This window comes from Haemophilus haemolyticus (genome assembly GCF_001679045.1).
Lineage (GTDB): Bacteria > Pseudomonadota > Gammaproteobacteria > Enterobacterales > Pasteurellaceae > Haemophilus > Haemophilus haemolyticus.
In genome coordinates, this window is the sequence record NZ_LYCK01000012.1 from 204,157 (window position 1) to 225,297 (window position 21,141).

The 21,141-nt window shown below is 37.3% G+C and carries 22 protein-coding genes; 14 read left to right on the forward strand and 8 right to left on the reverse strand.

From position 1 onward, the window contains the following. Nucleotides 1-32: 32 nt before the first annotated feature. A complete protein-coding gene (rpsO, locus tag A8M50_RS04410) occupies nucleotides 33-302 on the forward strand; it encodes a 30S ribosomal protein S15 (RefSeq protein WP_005628925.1) in 270 nt (89 codons plus the stop codon). A gap of 139 nt (nucleotides 303-441) precedes the next feature. On the opposite strand, the gene A8M50_RS04415 is transcribed toward rpsO, so the two are convergent. From A8M50_RS04415 to dacB, 3 genes are all read right to left on the reverse strand, one after another. Next, nucleotides 442-2,211: an ABC transporter ATP-binding protein/permease gene (locus A8M50_RS04415; RefSeq protein ID WP_005644918.1), complete on the reverse strand. Its 1,770-nt coding sequence runs from the start codon at nucleotides 2,209-2,211 to the stop codon at nucleotides 442-444. Between the two features lie 65 nt (nucleotides 2,212-2,276). After that, entirely contained in the window at nucleotides 2,277-4,484 is a 2,208-nt protein-coding gene (locus tag A8M50_RS04420; protein ID WP_005644753.1) for a TonB-dependent siderophore receptor, read from the reverse strand. Nucleotides 4,485-4,669: 185 nt separating this feature from the next. Beyond that, entirely contained in the window at nucleotides 4,670-6,109 is a 1,440-nt protein-coding gene (gene dacB / locus A8M50_RS04425) for a serine-type D-Ala-D-Ala carboxypeptidase (RefSeq protein WP_005644810.1), read from the reverse strand. Between the two features lie 163 nt (nucleotides 6,110-6,272). Here dacB and greA point away from each other — a divergent pair, with 163 nt between their 5' ends. Continuing rightward, nucleotides 6,273-6,749 carry a transcription elongation factor GreA gene (gene greA, locus A8M50_RS04430; RefSeq protein WP_005637913.1) on the forward strand — a complete coding sequence of 159 codons (477 nt, stop codon included), beginning with the start codon at nucleotides 6,273-6,275 and terminating at the stop codon, nucleotides 6,747-6,749. 39 nt (nucleotides 6,750-6,788) lie between these two features. Here greA and yhbY read toward each other — a convergent pair whose 3' ends face one another. Next, on the reverse strand, nucleotides 6,789-7,088 hold the full coding sequence (yhbY, locus tag A8M50_RS04435) for a ribosome assembly RNA-binding protein YhbY (protein WP_005628915.1): 300 nt from the start codon (nucleotides 7,086-7,088) through the stop codon (nucleotides 6,789-6,791). A 126-nt stretch (nucleotides 7,089-7,214) separates the two neighbouring features. On the opposite strand from yhbY, the gene rlmE reads away from it, so the two are divergent. From rlmE to bioD, 8 genes are all read left to right on the forward strand, one after another. Further along, complete coding sequence (gene rlmE, locus A8M50_RS04440; RefSeq protein WP_005644681.1) at nucleotides 7,215-7,844, forward strand: 23S rRNA (uridine(2552)-2'-O)-methyltransferase RlmE; 630 nt, start codon at nucleotides 7,215-7,217, stop codon at nucleotides 7,842-7,844. An 89-nt stretch (nucleotides 7,845-7,933) separates the two neighbouring features. Further along, nucleotides 7,934-9,826, forward strand: a complete 1,893-nt coding sequence (gene ftsH, locus A8M50_RS04445) for an ATP-dependent zinc metalloprotease FtsH (RefSeq protein ID WP_005644738.1) — start codon at nucleotides 7,934-7,936, stop codon at nucleotides 9,824-9,826. Between the two features lie 123 nt (nucleotides 9,827-9,949). Then, nucleotides 9,950-10,777: a dihydropteroate synthase gene (gene folP, locus A8M50_RS04450; protein WP_005644882.1), complete on the forward strand. Its 828-nt coding sequence runs from the start codon at nucleotides 9,950-9,952 to the stop codon at nucleotides 10,775-10,777. 37 nt (nucleotides 10,778-10,814) lie between these two features. Further along, nucleotides 10,815-12,149, forward strand: a complete 1,335-nt coding sequence (gene glmM, locus A8M50_RS04455; protein ID WP_005644688.1) for a phosphoglucosamine mutase — start codon at nucleotides 10,815-10,817, stop codon at nucleotides 12,147-12,149. Nucleotides 12,150-12,207: 58 nt separating this feature from the next. Next, on the forward strand, nucleotides 12,208-12,705 hold the full coding sequence (sixA, locus tag A8M50_RS04460) for a phosphohistidine phosphatase SixA (RefSeq protein ID WP_005644808.1): 498 nt from the start codon (nucleotides 12,208-12,210) through the stop codon (nucleotides 12,703-12,705). Nucleotides 12,706-12,925: 220 nt separating this feature from the next. Then, the gene (locus tag A8M50_RS04465) at nucleotides 12,926-13,393 is read left to right on the forward strand and encodes a hypothetical protein (RefSeq protein WP_032826496.1); all 468 of its coding nucleotides are present in this window, start codon (nucleotides 12,926-12,928) and stop codon (nucleotides 13,391-13,393) included. Nucleotides 13,394-13,468: 75 nt separating this feature from the next. Then, entirely contained in the window at nucleotides 13,469-13,735 is a 267-nt protein-coding gene (locus A8M50_RS04470) for a YcgL domain-containing protein (protein WP_005644657.1), read from the forward strand. Nucleotides 13,736-13,836: 101 nt separating this feature from the next. After that, nucleotides 13,837-14,565: a dethiobiotin synthase gene (gene bioD / locus A8M50_RS04475; protein WP_005644979.1), complete on the forward strand. Its 729-nt coding sequence runs from the start codon at nucleotides 13,837-13,839 to the stop codon at nucleotides 14,563-14,565. A gap of 85 nt (nucleotides 14,566-14,650) precedes the next feature. Here the strand turns inward: bioD and metF are convergent, their stop codons facing one another. Next, nucleotides 14,651-15,532 (reverse strand): methylenetetrahydrofolate reductase, encoded by an 882-nt coding sequence (metF, locus tag A8M50_RS04480; RefSeq protein WP_005645002.1) that lies wholly within the window; start codon nucleotides 15,530-15,532, stop codon nucleotides 14,651-14,653. A 310-nt stretch (nucleotides 15,533-15,842) separates the two neighbouring features. On the opposite strand from metF, the gene rplM reads away from it, so the two are divergent. The 4 genes from rplM to A8M50_RS04500 all read left to right on the forward strand — a co-directional run bounded on the left by rplM (nucleotide 15,843) and on the right by A8M50_RS04500 (nucleotide 17,944). Continuing rightward, nucleotides 15,843-16,271 carry a 50S ribosomal protein L13 gene (rplM, locus tag A8M50_RS04485; RefSeq protein WP_005628896.1) on the forward strand — a complete coding sequence of 143 codons (429 nt, stop codon included), beginning with the start codon at nucleotides 15,843-15,845 and terminating at the stop codon, nucleotides 16,269-16,271. A 16-nt stretch (nucleotides 16,272-16,287) separates the two neighbouring features. After that, a complete protein-coding gene (gene rpsI / locus A8M50_RS04490; RefSeq protein ID WP_005631594.1) occupies nucleotides 16,288-16,680 on the forward strand; it encodes a 30S ribosomal protein S9 in 393 nt (130 codons plus the stop codon). 173 nt (nucleotides 16,681-16,853) lie between these two features. Then, complete coding sequence (sspA, locus tag A8M50_RS04495; RefSeq protein ID WP_005645047.1) at nucleotides 16,854-17,492, forward strand: stringent starvation protein SspA; 639 nt, start codon at nucleotides 16,854-16,856, stop codon at nucleotides 17,490-17,492. After that, nucleotides 17,492-17,944 (forward strand): ClpXP protease specificity-enhancing factor, encoded by a 453-nt coding sequence (locus tag A8M50_RS04500; protein WP_005644698.1) that lies wholly within the window; start codon nucleotides 17,492-17,494, stop codon nucleotides 17,942-17,944. Before sspA ends, A8M50_RS04500 begins: the two co-directional genes overlap by 1 nt. A 34-nt stretch (nucleotides 17,945-17,978) precedes the next feature. Here A8M50_RS04500 and dxs read toward each other — a convergent pair whose 3' ends face one another. Genes dxs through xseB form a run of 3 tightly spaced genes read right to left on the reverse strand, consistent with a single transcriptional unit; the run spans nucleotide 17,979 to nucleotide 21,039 of the window. Further along, nucleotides 17,979-19,856, reverse strand: coding sequence for a 1-deoxy-D-xylulose-5-phosphate synthase (gene dxs, locus A8M50_RS04505; protein ID WP_032826495.1), 1,878 nt, complete (start codon nucleotides 19,854-19,856; stop codon nucleotides 17,979-17,981). Between the two features lie 53 nt (nucleotides 19,857-19,909). Next, nucleotides 19,910-20,800, reverse strand: coding sequence for a (2E,6E)-farnesyl diphosphate synthase (gene ispA / locus A8M50_RS04510; RefSeq protein WP_005644953.1), 891 nt, complete (start codon nucleotides 20,798-20,800; stop codon nucleotides 19,910-19,912). Next, entirely contained in the window at nucleotides 20,800-21,039 is a 240-nt protein-coding gene (gene xseB, locus A8M50_RS04515) for an exodeoxyribonuclease VII small subunit (RefSeq protein ID WP_005644895.1), read from the reverse strand. Before xseB ends, ispA begins: the two co-directional genes overlap by 1 nt. Nucleotides 21,040-21,141 lie beyond the last annotated feature (102 nt).

Genomic DNA, 21,141 nt, shown 5'->3' on the forward strand with positions numbered 1-21,141 from the left:
GTATTAACAACACTACCTTTTAGGAGTAAAAAATGTCTCTAAGTACTGAAAAAAAAGCAGCAATCGTTGCTGAATTTGGTCGTGATGCGAAAGATACTGGTTCTTCGGAAGTTCAAATCGCGTTATTAACTGCACAAATCAACCACTTACAAGCTCACTTTGCAGAGCATAAAAAAGACCACCATGGTCGTCGTGGTTTATTACGTATGGTTTCTCGTCGTCGTAAACTTTTAGACTACTTAAAACGTACTGATCTTGCTTTATACCAAAGCACTATCGCTCGTTTAGGTTTACGTCGCTAATTTTTATTACGATAGTAAAAATCAAGCCCTCGAATATCGGGGGCTTTTTTATAGTTTTATTTTAATTTTATAGGCGCTCTTTAGACTAGCATCAAAATAAACAAAATATTTGTTTTATATATTCTTAACTTGTCATCTTCTAATTTTCACATAATAAACATACATCTAATTTTAGTTGTTTGTTATGAAATTGCTGTAATGTACTACGATGACCTACGCTGAGAATGATCATTTCGGGCAAACGCTCTTTAATTGTTTGGTAGAGTAAATGCTCTGTTGTTTCATCTAATGCGGAAGTCGTTTCATCGAGAAATACGACATCTGGTTTAGTGAGTAAAATACGAATAAACGCCACTCTTTGAAGTTCACCAGGCGATAAAATTGCTTGCCAGTCATTTTTTACATTAAGCGCGTGTATATATTTTCCTAGCGCACAATCCTTCATGGTTTGTTCTAATTCTGCGTGACTTGGATTGATATTTGGATAACAAATTGCTTCTCGTAAAGTACCCTGCGGCATATAAGGTCGTTGTGGTAGGAATAAACTTCCCATACATGGATGCTCTGCAATGCCAATTGTTTCAAAAGGATATATCCCTGCAATTGCTTTTAGTAGCGATGTTTTTCCTGTTCCAGATGCACCTTGAATCAATAGGGCATCTCCATTTTCTAAATTAATATTTAAATTATTGAGTAGAACATTACCTTGTTCATCTTTAATACCAAAGTTTTTTAAGGCGACACGATGAGAACAATGAAAAGGATGATGAATGTTTTGCTTATCTAATCCATCCATTTTTGTTATAAAACCATAAAGGCGATTTAACCGTGCTTGATAGAGTGTGAATTGCTCATAGAACAAGCGGAAAAATGAAAGTGCGGTCATTAATCGGTTAAATGCTTGGACTGTTTGATGCATATCTCCTAGTTTTATCTGACCAGAAAAAAAACGTGGCGCTTGTAACATTAAAGGCAATAATTTAGCAACGCGAGTTACCCCAGAGTTGAAACTATTCAAGCCCAACATTTTTAATACAATGGACCAACGGTTATGAATAATTTGACGGAATTGATGTTGTAAGAATGTTTGTTCTTTTAGCTCGCCATTATAAAAAGCAATGCTTTCTGCATTGTCTCGCACTCGGATTAAGGAATAACGATAATCGCCATTGAGTTTCTCTTTTGTAAAATTTAGCTTAATGAGTGGGCGACCAATCCACACGGACATGAGTGTTGCGAAAATAATAAAGGCATAAATGAAGAAAACGACGCCTTTTTCGATATTAAATCCAAATAAAGTTAATACTCCAGAAAGTGACCATAAAATAATCGTAAATTCAATGGTCGTGAGCACTGAGTTAATCACGCCTCGCACAATTTGTACGGTACTGGTAATAAATTCTCTCGCATCTTGTTCAATACGTTGATCGATATTATCTGGTAAATCTCGTTCGTATTTTAGGCGATAGTATTTTTTCTTATTTAGCCAGCGCTTAACAAGCGTTGCATTAAGACTTTCCAACCAACGAATTTCAAAAACTTGTTGAAAGAAGTAATCTGCAATGGCATGTATAACTTGTGCTACCACAAGAAGAGCATTTAGTTTTGCAAAGAACCAAAACTTTTCAATGTTTAATTCTTGCATTGAGCTATACAATCCATTGTAAAAAAATGAATTAAGCACACTAAATCGTACTTCCAACAATATCATTATAAATAGCACTAACAACATTAAAATTAGTTTAATGCTGGTTTTTTTATTAATCGATGGTGACACGATACACCAGAATTTTTTGCCGAAAGTAGTTTGTTTTAAGGCTAACATTGTTGCGCTAAAGCATAATATCACCCAAAAAAGAGCGGTTAAAATCCAGTTTAAACTATTATTAAGTTCGGTTTGCCAGTTCATTGATTTCCTATAAAAAATGAAAATCCCCTATTCCTATATAGAGATAGGGGATATATTTTTATGAATTAAAAGCTGAATTTTGCACTTAATACAACTTCACGTGGTGAACCTATAGATAAGTGTTCCATTGTGGCTGTGGTATGAGAGACAAAATAACGTTTATTAGTAAGGTTTTTACCTGCTAAACGTAAATTAAGATCTTGCTTGCCAAGTTTGATGTCATAAGAAATAAAGGCATTATAAAGCGTAGCAGATGGTATTTTGAACCAAGTCGCTTGACCATTATTGATATAGTTAAATCCCCAACTTCCTTGATATTCAGCACCAGCACCTGTACGCCAATGGCCACCTAAGAAGTGACCCCAATCGTAGATTAATGTTAATCCTGCAAGATGTCTTGGTGTACTATCAAAATCAGTACCTATATTTTGTGGTTCAGCATCATCACGCAATACTTTTGTTTTAGTATAAGTATAATTGGCTGAAATTGTTAGTTTGTCAGTTAGCTTGCCATTAATATCAATTTCGATACCTTGAGAACGATCTCTTCCTGCTACTTTAATAATATTTTCATTTGTAGCAGGATCTTTATAGCGTTTTGCGGTGTTATCTTTAATTATATGGAATAAAGCTAGGTTAGCACTTAACCATTCATTATTGTATTTGGTTCCGATTTCAAATTGACGACTTGTTTCAAGTTTGATTTTCTCACCTTTGTAATCCCAGCTACGAGAGGGATTAGGTTTAGCTGACGTACCTACATTTCCATAAATAGACCAGTCTGGTGTAATTAAGTGAACTAAACCTAATTGTGGTAAAAGGGCAAAACCACTGTCATTATTACGGAATTTTTGATTTTCGCGTCCTTGTCCCGATTTTATTTGATGCCATTGTGCACGAACACCACCAGAAACAATCCATTTGTCACCAAGATAGATTGCATCCTGCACGACTAAACCAAGAGTTTTATATTGTTCTAACATATCGCTAGTGCGTGCATCTGCTTTTGACGAGGCCTGTCCATTTATCACCTGTGTTGAATTATATTCTGGAGAATCAATAGACATTGTATGTGTTCCGCTACGGCGTAAATCGCCAATCGTTAACTGATATTTTTGTAGCTCAATCGTCGTACGTAATTGGTGAGTAACGGAAGGGGATTGTTCTATAATCCCAATAGCAGATAAATTCAAACTATTATTCACTGCATCGGATGGATTTGTACTGTCAATTCGTCGTGTTACCTTTCTGGTTTTGGCATCATATTTTGTAATACGAGCTTGCCAATCAGAGTAATGATTTTTTGCATATCCATAATCTGCTTTCAGAGTCCAATTCGGGTTTAATTTATGTTCAGCATTAAATTGAATGGTATGAGAGTAACCAGTTGTTACATTGATTGGATCATCTAATCTTCTTTCTAATGGAATATCAAGTGGTTTGCCATAATTTGGGTTGTTGTTAAGCCCAATTTTTTTATTTGTGTCTATGAAAATACCACGATCAAAATCACCTTTATAATCTTGATATTCATAAGACAAGGTTAATTTTGTTGAATCATTTTTCCAAGATAAAGATGGTGCAATGATTGTTTCTTTATTTTCACCAAAATTACGCCAAGAATGTTTTTTCTTGTGATCAGCAACGATGCGATAAGCGAATCCAGTACCTGCAATGGGGCCTGTAACATCAATGCCAAAATTACGGCTATAATTTGAACCGTAACTTGTATCTAACGTTGTTTTATGTCCTTCATAGGAAGGTTTTTTAGTTACAACGTTAATTACACCGCCAGGATTTTGCATGCCATATAATACTGAAGCGGGGCCTTTTAGCACTTCAACTCGTTCTACGTTAGCATTAAAGTTACGTGCTAGTGGACTTGCAAGTCCGTTACGTATAATAGAACCATCACGATTTCCACCGTAGCCACGGCGTTTTACTGTATCGAGCGTCCCCGCTAAATTATTACCTTGGCTTAAACCACTAATTCCTTTTACTGCGTCTTCTAAAGTACTTGGTTGTTTATCCTGTAATTGTTCTTGTGTCACAATATCAATACTATAAGGTGTATCAATAATTGATGAATTTACGCCCGTAATTTCAGTGCGTTCAGCTTTATAGCCTTTTTCATTAACAAGTTTTGTAATGACTTCAATACCTTCTAATGTGTGTTCATTAGTTGAATGTTCTTCTGCATTTACATTCGCTACAAACGAAACAGAAACTCCAGCAAAAAGTGCGGTGTAAACTAAGCTTAATTTAAACTTCATAAATTGCTTCCCAAAAGTTAAATCTAAGTTAAAAAAGAGTGACGAGTATAAAAAAATACAACAGATTAAGCAATGAAAATCATTATCATTTAATAGTGTTATATTGATCAATAGTATTTTTTAAAAGGCTATAAAAAAACACCGCACTTTGGATGGTAAAGTACGGTGTTTTTTAGAAGGTTTTATCAATATTTATAGATTTCGTTGTATAAGCCACTCTCAAATTGAACTAATGGTGCTCGTTTGGTTTTGCTTTCCAAATCGCCTGTTGAGTAGCCATTAATAAATTGTACAAAGGCTACTTTTTCCCCTCGAGCATTTGTCATAAAGCCGGCTAGGTTATAAACCCCTTTCAAAGAACCGGTTTTAGCAATAACATTTTTTACTAATGGTGGGCTAATTAATCCACCTCGCCCACTGATCGTGCCATCTACACCTGCGATTGGAAAAGTTTCCATTAAATGTAATTTATCTTCATTTTTAGCGATGTATTCTAAAACGGATAGCATTGTTTTAGGTGCTACAAGATTATGGCGAGACAGACCTGAACCATCGGCTAAAATACTGTTGCCAAAACGAATTCCTTGTTTTTGCAATATGGATTTAATCGCTAATGTGCCTAATTGAAAGGATGCTGGGCGTTTATAGTAATTGAATGCCACTGCTCGGAACAATGAATCGGCAATTTGGTTATCCGATTTTTTCATCATTTTTTTCAATAAATCCGGTAATGGTTTGGATAAATGTTTCGCTAATAGCTGACCTTGTTGTGGTTTTGGGGGCAGCATGACTTTGCCATTAAACTCAATACCTACTTGTCTTAATTGACGTTGAATAATCGCGGCAGCATAGGCATCTGTATCTTGCACGGCAAAGCTTAAACCAAAAGGTTTAGATTGACGCGCTAAACATCCTTTTACTTGATAGCGATTATTATCGTGTACAACAACATCGAGCTGACAATAAGGCGCTTCATTGCTGTCCGCTACATAAACTTGTCCGAACACTTGAATTGGAAATTGTGCAGGCACATTGATTTTTACTGTTTCACCGGGATTTTGATTGGCATCTAGTTCCGCATAAAAACAGTTGTTATCAATATTCGCAGCGGATGGCGGAGAGTTGAAACACATGGTCAGATCGTTCCAAATCCAACCTAATCCTCGGTCATGACTAGAAAAAACTGATGTATCTAATACTAAATCGCCATTAATTTTTTTGATGCCTTGTTTTTTTAATTCTGCAAGTAAGCTATAAAGCTGACCGCTTGTAAGATCAGGATCGCCTGTGAAACGCACGATTAAGTGACCATCTAAATTCCCATTTTGAATTTTTCCATTACTTAAAAGAGCAGTCTCAAATTGGAATTGATCGCCTAATGCAAGTTTAGCGGCAACGGCAGTAAAAACTTTTTGTGTACTCGCAGGAAGCATAAAGGTTGAGCCATTATAATCCGCAATAATTTGGTTTTGATTTATATTTTTTGCGATAAAACCTACGCTAGAGCCTTCAGGTAATTGTTGTGTCAAGTCTGAAACGTTAATGTTTGCGAAGGTTGGAAAGCTAAAGCTTACGGAAAGTAAAAAGGATCCAAGTGCGGTGGAAATTAAAGATAATTTTTTCATATTAGGTTTGTTATGGTTGCTATTTTTTTTTAGACGAACAATAATAAGCCCCGAATGAAATTGAGTAAATCATTTTCTCATTTCAAGTTTATTTTTAATAATACTGCGGCAAGATTTTAGGATTTTGCCGTGGTTTTTGTTTTATTTAGTAAAAGGAAAAACAATGCAACAAATTCCAATGACTGTGCGTGGCGCAGAACAATTACGTGAAGAATTGGATTTCTTAAAAAATGTACGTCGTCCAGAAATTATTAAAGCGATAGCAGAAGCACGCGAGCACGGTGATTTAAAAGAAAATGCAGAATATCATGCAGCTCGTGAGCAACAAGGTTTTTGTGAAGGCCGTATTCAAGAGATTGAAGGTAAACTTGGTAATGCTCAAATTATTGATGTAACAAAAATGCCAAATAACGGTAAAGTTATTTTTGGTGCAACAGTTGTGCTTGTAAATACGGATACAGACGAAGAAGTTACTTATCGCATTGTGGGTGATGATGAGGCTGACATTAAATCTGGTTTGATTTCGGTTAATTCACCAATTGCGCGAGGTTTAATTGGTAAAGAATTAGATGATACCGTTAATATTACAACGCCTGGTGGTGTCGTTGAGTTTGATATTATTGAAGTGAATTATATTTAAATAAAAAAAGTGCGGTTGAAAATAACCGCACTTTTGTTGTTATTTGCGTGGAAGCTGAATTTTTGCTTCTTCGCTTGGGCGATAAAGCACCAAAATATGCCCGATAGTTTGTACTTGTGCTGCTTTAGTTTCACGCACAATCGCATCGATAATAAGTTGTTTTGTTTCGCGATCTGCACCAGCAACTTTTACTTTAATGAGTTCGTGATGATTGAGTGCATTTTCAATTTCAGCAAGTACGCCTTCGGTTAAGCCATTTCCACCAAGCATAACGACAGGGTTAAGATGGTGCGCAAGACCTTTTAAAAATTGTTTTTGTTTGGTTGATAAGGTTGTCATAAGGATTCCTAATTAAAAAGAGCGGTTGATTTTCTCAATGTTTTTCACTGATTTCAATCAGCCTCGGCTTGAATTCGGCAGATTGTAACCAAATATAAGCAAAACTACTACCAAAAATAGAAGATTATGGGAAAGAAAAAACGTTCAGCGAGTTCTTCTCGCTGGCTAAATGAACATTTTAGTGATCAATTTGTGCAAAAAGCGCATAAGCAAAAGTTACGTTCACGCGCGTATTTTAAGATTGATGAAATTCAGCAAACGGATAAATTATTTAAACAAGGAATGATCGTGGTTGATCTCGGCGCAGCACCAGGCGGTTGGTCGCAATATGTGGTGGGGCAAATTGGTGGCAAAGGTCGAGTGATTGCTTGTGATATTTTGGAAATGGATCCTATTGTAGGCGTTGATTTTCTGCAAGGCGATTTCCGTGATGAAAATGTTTTGAATGCTTTATTAGCGCGCGTAGGCGAAGATAAAGTTGATGTTGTGATGTCTGATATGGCACCCAATTTTAGTGGAATGCCATCAGTGGATATTCCACGCGCAATGTATTTGGTCGAGCTTGCTTTAGATATGTGTAAACAGGTCTTGGCAACCAAAGGAAGCTTTGTTGTTAAAGTTTTCCAAGGTGAAGGCTTTGATGAATATTTAAGAGAAATTCGTTCTTTATTTAATGTGGTGAAAGTGCGTAAGCCTGAAGCATCACGCGGACGCTCTCGTGAAGTATATATTGTGGCGACAGGCTATAAAGGCTAATTGCTTTGATAGCTTTTCATCGCTAATGATGTGTAGTATCTTGTAAAAAATTTTTTAACTTAGGAAAGGTAGGTTAGACTTTGAACGATATGGTCAAAAATCTGGTGCTTTGGGTGGTAGTAGCGGTCATTATGATGACAGCATACCAGAGTTTTAATTCCTCTTCGGTAGATAATTCTACTGATTATACAACCTTTGTTTACGATGTAAGCAACGGACAAGTGACAGAAGCACGTTTTGATGCCAATGAAATTACGGTAACGAAAACGGATGGTTCTAAATATTCAACCGTAATGCCACCGCTTGAAGACAAAAAATTGCTTGATGATTTGTTAAGCAAAAAAGTGAAAGTGGAAGGTACGCCATTTGAAAAACGTGGTTTCTTATCCCAAATTTTAATTTCTTGGTTCCCAATGTTATTCCTTGTTGGCGTATGGGTATTCTTTATGCGTCAAATGCAAGGTGGTGGCGGCAAGGCTATGAGCTTTGGTAAAAGCCGCGCCAAAATGCTGAACCAAGATCAGATTAAGGTTACTTTTGCGGATGTCGCTGGTTGCGATGAAGCAAAAGAAGAAGTGGGCGAAATCGTTGATTTCTTGCGTGATCCGAATAAATTCCAAAACTTGGGCGGTAAAATTCCAAAAGGTATTTTGATGGTAGGGCCTCCAGGTACTGGTAAAACTTTACTTGCTCGTGCTATCGCAGGGGAAGCAAAAGTTCCATTCTTCACTATTTCTGGTTCTGATTTCGTAGAAATGTTTGTGGGTGTTGGTGCATCTCGTGTACGTGATATGTTTGAACAGGCTAAGAAAAATGCACCTTGCTTAATCTTTATTGATGAAATCGATGCGGTTGGGCGTCAACGCGGTGCGGGTTTAGGTGGTGGACATGATGAACGTGAACAAACCTTAAACCAAATGCTGGTTGAAATGGATGGCTTTAGCGGTAATGACGGCGTAATTGTTATTGCAGCCACTAACCGTCCAGATGTACTTGATCCAGCCTTAACTCGTCCAGGCCGTTTTGACCGACAAGTTGTTGTTGGCCTGCCTGATGTAAAAGGTCGTGAGCAAATCTTAAAAGTGCATATGCGCAAAGTGCCTGTAGCACCAGATGTTGATGCAATGACATTAGCGCGTGGTACGCCGGGTTATTCTGGTGCAGATTTAGCAAACTTAGTGAATGAGGCTGCTTTGTTTGCTGCTCGAGTGAATAAACGCATGGTAACCATGCTTGAGTTTGAAAAAGCAAAAGACAAAATCAATATGGGGCCAGAGCGTCGTACCATGATTATGACAGATAAGCAAAAAGAGTCCACTGCTTATCATGAAGCTGGTCATGCGATTGTGGGTTATTTAGTACCTGAACATGATCCTGTACACAAAGTGACTATTATTCCTCGTGGTCGTGCGTTGGGGGTGACATTCTTCTTGCCTGAAGGTGATCAAATTAGTATTAGCCAAAAACAATTAGAAAGTAAGCTTTCTACCTTGTATGCGGGTCGTTTGGCAGAAGATTTGATTTACGGTGAAGAAAATATCTCAACGGGTGCATCAAATGATATTAAAGTAGCGACTAATATTGCGCGTAATATGGTGACGCAATGGGGATTCTCTGACAAATTAGGTCCGATTCTTTATACGGAAGATGAGGGCGAGGTTTTCTTAGGTCGTTCAATGGCGAAAGCAAAACATATGTCAGATGAAACGGCTCATGCAATTGATGAAGAAGTTCGTGCAATTGTAAATCGTAATTATGCGAGAGCAAGACAGATTTTGATCGACAATATGGATATTCTTCATGCGATGAAAGATGCATTAGTCAAATATGAAACCATTGAAGAAGAACAAATCAAACAATTGATGAATCGTGAACCAGTCACTCCGCCATCTGGATGGGAAGATCATACTGGGCAAGCTGCTTATGCAAATAGCAATAATGCTCAAAGTGCGGGTGAAAATTCGGTAGATTCTAATTCCTAATCAACTCTCTAATCAACAAGGCCTTTCTTCGGAAAGGCTTTATTTTTCCCTAATGATTTTTTTCTTCAGCGTATTCCGCTATAATCGCCCGACTAAAATTAATCTAAAAATCCACCGCACTTTATGAAACTTTACGCGAATAATAAATGTCTTGATTTAAGCGTTCCTAAGATTATGGGAATCCTTAATTTTACGCCTGATTCTTTTTCTGATAGCGGACAATTTTTTAGTTTGGATAAAGCGCTTTTTCAAGTTGAAAAAATGTTGGAAGAAGGAGCGACAATTATTGATATTGGTGGTGAATCTACCCGTCCTAATGCGGATGAAGTCTCTGAACAAGAAGAATTGCATCGTGTTGTGCCAGTAGTGGAGGCGGTGCGAAGCCGTTTTGATTGCTGGATTTCTGTCGATTCTTCAAAAGCAGTTGTGATGCGTGAAGCAGCAAGTGTTGGAATGGATTTGATTAATGATATTCGTGCTTTACAAGAGCCAAATGCGTTAGAAACGGCGGTAAAACTGGCTTTACCTGTTTGCATTATGCATATGCAAGGGCAACCTAGAACGATGCAGGCAAATCCTCATTATGAGAATGTCGTACAAGATGTATTAGCTTTTTTGCAGAAACGTACTAATGAATGTCTTTCTGCTGGTGTTAAAAAAGAAAACTTAATTTGGGATATGGGATTTGGTTTTGGTAAGTCTGTACAGCATAATTATCAATTATTACAAAATCTGAATGAATTTTGTCAGATAGGTTATCCAGTTTTAGCAGGATTATCTCGCAAATCAATGATTGGCGCTGTGCTTGATAAACCCGTCGATCAGCGAGTGATAGGTAGTGCGGCAGGTGCGCTTATTGCAGCGCAAAAAGGTGCAAAAATTTTACGCGTACATGATGTTGCTGCAACATCAGATATGCTCAAAGTTTGGCAGGCAACAGAAAATGCCTGATGGTTTTATAACGATAAAAAATTAAAGGAATTTTATTATGGCAAATCGTAAATATTTTGGAACAGATGGTGTACGTGGAAAAGTGGGTTCTTACCCAATCACACCAGATTTCGCATTAAAATTAGGCTGGGCTGCGGGAAAAGTATTAGCTTCTCAAGGTTCGAAAATGGTTTTAATCGGTAAAGATACCCGAATTTCTGGATACATGTTGGAATCAGCCCTTGAAGCAGGTTTAGCTGCTGCGGGTTTATCTGCTGCATTTACTGGCCCTATGCCTACACCAGCTATTGCTTATTTAACCAGAACTTTCCGTGCTGAAGCGGGTATTGTGATCTCAGCCTCTCATAATCCTTATTATGATAATGGCATTAAATTCTTTTCAGCAAAAGGGACTAAATTACCTGATGAAATTGAAGAAGCAATTGAAGCGATGTTAGAGCAACCGATGGATTGTGTGGAATCTGCTGAATTAGGTAAAGCAAGCCGTATTAATGATGCGGCTGGACGCTACATTGAGTTTTGTAAAGGCACATTCCCAGCTCACTTAGGCTTGGAAGGTTATAAGATCGTGGTAGATTGTGCAAATGGTGCAACCTACCATATTGCTCCTAATGTATTGAGAGAGCTTGGTGCGGAAGTCATTGAAATTGGTACAGATCCAAATGGTTTAAACATTAATGAAAAATGTGGCGCGACTGATGTGACTGCATTGCAAGCTAAAGTAGTTGACATGAAAGCTGATGTTGGTTTGGCTTATGATGGCGATGGTGACCGCATTATGATGGTCGATCATTTAGGAAATAAAGTCGATGGCGACCAAATTCTCTTTATTATTGCGCGTGAAGCATTGCGCTCAGGTCAATTAAAAGGCGGTGTCGTTGGCACATTAATGAGTAATATGAGCCTAGAGATAGCCTTAAAAATGCTTGGTGTTCCTTTCTTACGTGCAAATGTAGGTGATCGTTACGTATTAGAAAAAATGGTTGAAAACGATTGGACACTCGGTGGTGAGAATTCTGGACATATTATCATTGCGGATAAGAATACAACGGGTGATGGCATTGTTGCTTCATTAGCTGTATTGGCGGCGATGGCACAGCATAAATTATCATTAAATGAATTAGCGAGTGCGGTTAAATTATTCCCACAAGTGTTAATCAATGTACGTTTTGCGGGAGGGGATAATCCACTTGAAAGTGACGCAGTAAAATCTGTTGCCGCAGACGTTGAAAAACGTTTAGAAGGCAAAGGTCGTATTTTATTGCGTAAATCGGGTACAGAACCTCTTATTCGAGTTATGGTGGAATGTCAAGACGCTGAACTTGCACAACAATGTGCAGAAGAAATTGCAGAGGCAGTTAAATCTCATTAATTTTGTAACCGCACTTTATTTAGTGCGGTTTATTTTTATCAAATACTTAGGAAAGCAAATGAATATTTTTATTATGCGTCATGGCGAGGCTGAAGTAATGGCTAATAGTGATAAAGCTCGTCGCTTAACTGCTTATGGTATTAAACAAGCTTTTTCTCAAGGAGAATGGTTAAAACAGCATTTAAGCACGCTAGTAATTAATTCACTAGACCGTATTTTAGTGAGCCCTTATGTCAGAGCTCAAGAAACCTTTCATCAAGTTAATCAAGCGTTTGATTTGGAGTTAGAAAATAAACTTGAAACTTGGGAGGGTATAACCCCTTATGGCCATGCGCATTCAGTCATTGATTATTTAGAAGTGCTGAAACATGATGGGGTTAAGTCTGTATTGATTATTTCTCATTTACCTTTAGTTGGAGAGATCGTTGCTGAACTGTATGGAAAACGAAATCCAATACCATTTTATCCTGCAACGATTGCTCAATTATTATGGGATGGTAATAAATCAGAAATATTGATGCATCAAGCATCTAGAGAAATTCATAAGATTGATTAAATCTAAAACATATATTCATATACATTTCTTTACAAAAAATAAAATTTTTCTATGGAACTTTTTTAAAATATATTTAATATCAATGTGTTAGTGCTCTTTTTTACACTTATTTATTTATCAGAAATGTAAATTTCTGTATTAGCTATTTTCTTTTAATAAAATTTCCGTAAACTACGCCACATCAAAGCAATAGGGCTTTGCCGTAATCAAGATTTATTCTATGGAGAAAATTATGAAAAAATTAACACTAGCATTAGTTTTAGGTTCAGCTTTAGCGGTAACTGGTTGTTTCGATAAAGAAGAAGCTGCACAAAAAGTTGACGCAGCTAAACAAGCGGCAACATCAATGGTTTCTGAAGCAAAAGACGCAGCAACTAATGCTGTTGCTGATGTTAAAGATGCTGCTAAACAAGCTTCAACTGAAGTGAAAAACACTGCAGTAGAGAAAGCTGCTGAAGTTAAAAATGCAGCAATGGCACAAGTTGAACAAGTAAAAGATGCTGCAGCAGCTAAAGTAAGCGAAATGAAAGATGCTGCAACCTCTAAAATTGATGCAATGAAAGACGCTGCATCATCAAAAATGGATGCAATGAAAGATGCTGCTACTTCTAAAATGACTGAAGTTAAAGATGCGGTTTCTGAAAAAGCAAATCAAGCATCTGATGCAGTAAAAGAAGCTGCAAAATAATGCTTTAATCAATTTAAATGATAAAATCCCTGTTAAAGAAATTTAATAGGGATTTTTTATTTAGGAAAACAAAATATGTTATGTGCAATTTATAAAAGTAAAAAGAAACCGGGAAGTTATCTGTATATCGCGAAAAGAGAGGATTTTTCTAAAGTGCCAGAAGTGTTACTGAGCCACTTTGGAAAACCAGAATTAGTCATGATGTTTAATTTACTTGGAAGCAAGCCGCTACATAATGTAGATAGCAATGAGGTATTGGAAAAAATTAAACAACAAGGATTTTATTTGCAAATACCAAAACAAGATGATGGTTTATTTAATAGCTTGAGTGAGATCAAATAAATTGTTTATTTTTGATACGAAAAAGAGAAAATTTGCGTTATCTCAAATTTTTAAAAGAAAAATTCTTTTAAAATCCACCGCACTTTTTAAAGGAGATAAAAATGAGTAGCTTTTTTGTTGCGGGGACAGATACAAATGTGGGAAAAACCACAGCAACCCGCGCGATTATTCAAGCCTTGCAAAAGCAAGGTGTGCAAGTTGTTGGGTATAAACCCATTGCTTGTTGCGGTGAGGAAAGTATTTACCCAGCGATGCAAGAAGAAAATACATCAGATTATGATAATTTATCAAATTCAGATGTATTAACATTAATGGATTCAACTAAAGAAAATGTGTCCTACAAGGATATTAATAGTTATACATTTAGCCATAGTGCACCGATGCTGACACAAGATAGGACGCGTATTAAGTTAGATAAAATTAATCATGATTTAACTCGATTAAATCAAAATTATCAGTCTGTGGTGGTTGAGGGCTCGTTTGGTTTAATGACTCCAATGGCGGAAGGAAAAAGTTTTGCTGATTGGGTTGCACAACGAAAAATGCCTGTGGTTCTTGTGGTTGGTATTAAAGATGGTTGTGTGAATCACGCGTTGTTAACTGTGCAAGCGATTCAACAACTAGGCGTGCCGTTATTGGGCTGGATAGCTAACCGTGTTAATCCATTATTAAGCCATTATGCAGAAATTGTTGATTTGCTTGTTGAGCATATTGATGCGCCGCTTTTAGGGAAAATTCCTTATTTGCATAAACCAGAAGAACAAGAATTGGGACATTATTTAACGGATATTGAGCGATTAATGTATATGCAAACAGAGTTAGTCAAATAATAAAGTGCGGTTAAAGTTTTTTATATTTAGATAAGGGCGTAAATAACGCCCTTATTTTATGGAAGAAAGATTTCTTATCTTTGAGTTATTCTGGTCTTACACCTAACATATGACAAATTGCATAAGTTAGTTCACTACGATTTAGCGTATAGAAATGGAAGTCATTCACGCCTTCGCGAGATAAAATTTTCACCATATCCATCGCAACACTAGCTGCTACAAGATTACGAGTAGTTGGATCATCATCTAATCCTTCATAAGCATTAACAAGCCATGCAGGAATTTTCACATTAGTGAAAGAAGCCATTTTTTGTAACTGCTTAAAGTTAGTTACAGGTAAAATGCCCGGCACGATTTCAGTATCAATACCAATTGATGCACAACGATCACGGAAACGTAGGTAGTTTTCAATATCAAAGAAAAATTGAGTGATAACATGATTTGCACCGGCATCAATTTTACGTTTTAAATTAATCAAGTCTGCTTGTGCTGATTTTGCTTCTGGGTGAACTTCTGGATAAGCTGCTACAGAAATATCAAAATCAGCGACAGAACGGAGTAATTCCACAAGATCTGACGCATAAAATGGTTTTTTAGCATATCCTTTTGGTTCGTCACCGCGTAACGCAACGATGCGACGAATACCACTGTCCCAGTAATCTTTAGCAATTTGTTTTAATTCTTCAGGTGTGGCATCAATACCAGTTAAATGCGGAGCAGCCTCTAAGCCAGTTTCTTGTTTGATTGCTTTTACAATACCATGAGTACGGTCACGCTCGCCAGAGTTCGCGCCGTAAGTAACTGAAACGAATTTGGGTTTTAACACTTTTAAACGATGAATAGAATCCCATAAAAGCGTTTCCATTTTTTCATTTTTAGGTGGGAAAAATTCAAAAGAAACATTAATTTTTTTATTGATGTCAGCGATGTGCTGATTAAGCGTGTCAATTTCTTTAGCGTAGCTCATAAAAATTCCTATAGCTAGTATGATGATATTTGAGTTAACAATAAAATAACTTTATGTATGAGTCAATTTTAATAAATTCATTAAAAACATTAATTTAGTTAATGTAAATAGGTTTCAGCAAAAATACTAAAATATTGCATAAAAAATTAGCATTCATGAAATAAATATGTATAATACACCGACCCTGTAAATGTGCGAATTCCCATCGTACATTATTTTATCGAGATCTCACTCGAAGGGGTGGCGATTAAGATCAATGGTTGTGTTCATAAGAACACTGGGTATCAAACTAATTTTTGGTAATTAATTAATGAAAACTTTTGTAGCAAAACCAGAAACGGTTAAACGCGACTGGTACGTAGTAGATGCGACAGGTAAAACTTTAGGTCGTTTAGCGACTGAATTAGCACGTCGTCTTCGTGGTAAACACAAGGCTGAGTACACTCCACACGTAGATACAGGTGATTACATCATCGTTATCAACGCAGACAAAGTGGCAGTAACTGGTCGTAAAGAAACAGATAAACTTTACTACTGGCACACTGGCTATGTAGGTGGTATTAAACAAGCGACTTTCAAAGAAATGATCGCTCGCCGTCCTGAAGCAGTGATTGAAATTGCGGTTAAAGGTATGTTGCCAAAAGGTCCATTAGGCCGTGCAATGTTTCGTAAATTAAAAGTGTACGCGGGTGCTGAGCACCAACACGCTGCACAACAACCACAAGTATTAGATATTTAATCACGAGGTTTAGAAAATGGCAGAGAATCAAAACTACGGCACAGGTCGCCGCAAAAGCTCTTCAGCTCGTGTATTTATCAAACCGGGCAGTGGTAAAATCACTATCAACCAACGTGAATTAGACGTTTACTTCGGCCGTGAAACTGCGCGCATGGTAGTACGTCAGCCATTAGAATTGGTTGAGTTAACTGATAAATTAGACCTATACATCACTGTTAAAGGTGGTGGTATTTCTGGTCAAGCGGGTGCAATCCGTCACGGTATCACTCGTGCATTGATGGAATACGATGAAACATTACGCCCAGCACTTCGTGCAGCTGGTTTCGTTACTCGTGACGCACGTCGCGTTGAACGTAAAAAAGTGGGTTTACACAAAGCACGTCGTCGTCCACAATACTCAAAACGTTAATTTTTATTTTCGTTTCGAAAAAGAAAAGCAGAGAGAAATCTCTGCTTTTTTGTTATCTAACTTATTGATTATAAAACAATAAAAAAGAATTGTTTGGCAAATGACTTACGCTTTGTGGTAGAATACACACCCCTTATAAAATATAGAATATTTTTGGATCTTCGGAGGAATAAATGTCCAGCGCATCAAGTAAACGTTCAGTAATGACCCTTTTTTCAAATAAAGATGATATTTACTGTCATCAGGTAAAAATTGTTTTAGCTGAAAAAGGTGTACTTTATGAGAACGAAGAAGTTGATTTGCAAGCATTACCAGAAGATTTAATGGAATTAAATCCGTATGCTACGGTGCCTACGTTAGTTGATCGTGATCTTGTTTTGTTTAGTTCGCGAATTATTATGGAATATCTTGACGAGCGTTTTCCGCATCCACCATTAATGCAAGTGTATCCAGTTTCTCGAGCAAAAGATCGTCTTTTGATGTTACGAATTGAACAAGATTGGTATCCAACTCTCAAGAAAGCGGAAAATGGTACAGAAAGTGAAAAAGCTGAAGCGCTCAAACAATTAAAAGAAGAACTTTTAGCGATTATACCAGTTTTCCAGCAAACACCTTATTTCATGAATGAAGAGTTTGGTTTAGTAGATTGTTATGTTGCTCCATTGTTATGGAAATTAAAACATTTAGGCGTAGAATTTACAGGTCCAGGTAGTAAACCGATTAAGGGATATATGGATCGTGTATTTAGTCGAGATTCATTCTTGCAGTCTGTAGGTGAGGCTGCACCAAAAAATTTAATGGATGATAAATAATGGAATACAAAGCTTCTCCTAAGCGCCCTTATTTATTACGCGCCTATTATGATTGGCTAGTAGATAATAGTTTCACGCCTTATTTAGTTGTTGATGCGACTTATTTAGGTGTGAATGTTCCTGTCGAATATGTAAAAGATGGGCAGATTGTATTGAACTTGTCTGCTAATGCTACGGGCAATTTACAACTTACAAATGATTTCATCCAGTTTAATGCCCGATTTAAAGGTGTTTCTCGTGAACTCTATATTCCAATGGGCGCAGCGCTTGCGATCTATGCTCGTGAAAATGGTGATGGCGTGATGTTTGAACCAGAAGAGGTTTACGATGAACTTAATTCTGAGCCAGATACTGAACAACCAACTGGTTTTCATGAGGCTGTAGAGAGTCCTAAAAAACGAGAAGAAAAAAAGAAAACCAAATCAGTTTCCCATTTAAGAATTGTTGATTAAGAAAAACGCGATGAAGTTATCATCGCGTTTATTTTTATAAATTACCTTGTTTTTCAACAAAATTTAGAATTTTTTCTTCAATTCCTTTTGAATCTAATCCCAAATCTTTCAAGGCCTCTTGCTGTGTTGCTTGTGGAATAAAGTAATCTGGCAAACCAAGCTGTAAAAGTGCGGTTGATTTTCCAGATGAATTTAGCACTTCCGCAACAGCAGATCCTGCTCCTCCTTGAATTGCATTTTCTTCTAATGTGACCAGATAATCGTGAGTTTGTGCAAGCACATTAATCATTTCAATATCAATCGGTTTCACAAAACGCATATCGACAACAGTGGCATTAAGTTTTTCTGATGCCTCTAACGCGGAAGGTAGCAGAGTACCAAAGTTTAAAATCGCAATTTTTTGACCTTCTCGAATTAAACGTGATTTACCGATAGGAAGCATTTCTAAAGGTGTTAGTTCAACACCAATGGCATTTCCGCGAGGATAACGCACTGCCGCAGGTTTTCCACATTGATAACCTGTATAGAGCATTTGACGGCATTCATTTTCATCACTTGGTGTCATGATGATCATATTTGGAATGCAACGCATAAAGCTGAGATCAAATGCCCCTTGGTGTGTTGGGCCATCGGCGCCTACGATGCCCGCTCGATCAATCGCAAATAATACAGGCAGATTTTGAATGGCAACATCGTGAATTAATTGATCGTAAGCACGTTGTAGAAATGTCGAGTAAATCGCAACTACAGGTTTATATCCGCCAATAGCGAGTCCAGTGGCAAACGTGACGGCATGTTGCTCTGCAATTGCCACATCAAAATATTGTTCTGGGAAACGCTGAGAAAACTCCACCATGCCAGAGCCTTCACGCATTGCAGGTGTGATACCAATAATTTTGGAATCTTTTTCTGCCATTTCGCATAACCAATCACCAAAAATTTTCGAATAAGTTGGCTTGGTATTGTGTTTAGGCAATTCACCACTGATTGGGTCAAATTTGGGTACGCCGTGGAAACCAATTGGATCTTTTTCTGCGGGCGCGTATCCTTTACCTTTTTTCGTTTTTATATGTAAGAATTGTGGTCCTTTCAGATTACGCATATTCGTAAGTGTTGCCACTAATTCATCAATATTATGCCCATCCACCGGGCCAATATAATTAAAACCGAGTTCTTCAAATAATGTACTTTCTGGCGAGAACATCACTCCTTTCATGTGTTCTTCGGTTTTTTTCATAAAGTTTTTTACAGGTGGAACTTTATCGAGAATTTTTTTACTTCCATCTCGTAATGTGGAGTAGATAGAACCAGAGAAAATTCGAGCAAGGTGATTGTTCAGTGCACCGACATTCTCTGAAATTGACATTTCATTATCATTTAAAATGACCAACATATCAGTGTGAACAGAACCTGCGTGATTCAGCGCTTCAAAAGCCATTCCTGCAGTAATTGCGCCGTCTCCGATTACGCATACCGTTTTTCTACTAGCATTTTCTCGTTCTGCGGCAACTGCAATACCTAATCCAGCACTAATAGAAGTAGAGGAGTGGCCAACGCTTAATACGTCAAATTCACTTTCTTCACGCCAAGGGAAAGGATGAATACCGTCTTTTTGGCGAATTGTGGACATTTGATCTCGACGACCTGTTAAAATTTTGTGTGGATAGGCTTGATGTCCAACATCCCAAATTAACTGATCAAATGGTGTTTTATATACGTAATGTAGTGCAACGGTTAGCTCTACGGTGCCTAAACCTGATGCTAAATGCCCGCTAGTTTGACTAACAGATTCTAAAAGATAACCGCGTAATTCTTGGCAGAGTTGTGGTAGCTGATCTTTATTTAAAAGACGCAAATCTTCTGGTGAATTAATCAAAGATAATAAAGGGTAATTGTTCATATTGTTAGTCATTTTAAAAACGTTATAATTTTGACCGCACTTTGTGAGCATTGATGCAGTCGGTATTAACTTTTTCTAGTAATAATGAATTCAGCTAATGCACGAAGTGTGGTTGTATCAAAAGGAATTTTTTCTAATTCAGACAAAGCACTTTGATATAGATCTTGCGCTTTTTGTTTTGCGCCGCTTAATCCAAGTAATTTGGGATATGTACTTTTATCTAAATCAAGATCGGCGCCGACTTGTTTGCCAATTTCTGCGCTATCACCCTCAATATCTAAAATATCATCTTGAACTTGAAAGGCTAAGCCAATGGCTTCCGCATATTGTGTTAAGGATTGTTCTAACCTTTTGTCGGTAAAATGCGGAGAACAAATAAAACCTAATTTTAATGCAGCAATTAGCAATGCGCCCGTTTTATTACGATGGATTAATTCTAATTCGCTTAAACTAATTTGTTTATGTTCAGAGATAAGATCTAAACTTTGCCCTAAGCACATTCCTTGTACGCCAGCGCCTTGCGCTAAAATTTGAACTAAAGCCAGTTTTTGTTCAGAAGAAATATTTGGCGTTTTAGTTAACATTTCAAAAGCAAAACTTTGAAGGGCATCGCCTGCAAGAATAGCCGTAGCTTCATCAAATTGGATATGACAAGTAGGGTGCCCACGACGTAGACTGTCATTATCCATTGCGGGTAAATCATCGTGAATTAAGGAATAGGCATGAATGGCTTCAATAGCGGCAGCGGCGTAATCTAAGGTTTGTTTCTCTGCACCAAGCATTTGACCTGTTGCGTAAACTAAAAAAGGTCTAACCCGTTTACCACCAAGTAATAATGCGTATTTCATCGCCTCAAGCAAAGGCGCATTATGACTTTCAATGCCCTCAAATTGAGCTTCTAAAAAGCGATTGATACGAGTTTGAACCTGTTGTAATTCTTCAGAAAAGTTACCCATTAAGAATTTCCTTCATAATCATTCAGTGGGGCATCTTCTGTTTTTTGCAATAAGATCTGAATACGTTGTTCTGCTTGTTGTAAACGTTCTTGTCCTAACTTAGCGAGTTGCACACCTTGTTCAAATTCTTTTAACGCTTCTTCTAACGGTAGATCGCCATTTTCTAAATGTATAACAATATTTTCTAACTGCGCTAACGTTGTCTCAAAATCTTGTGAAGATGCGGGTTTACGCGCCATGGAATTATCCTTTTTCACGGTAAAAATTGCTTGCCATTGTACTGTATTTTACTTGAGTTGTTAAAAAATTATTTCAAGCTAGGACCAGTGGACTTTTCACTA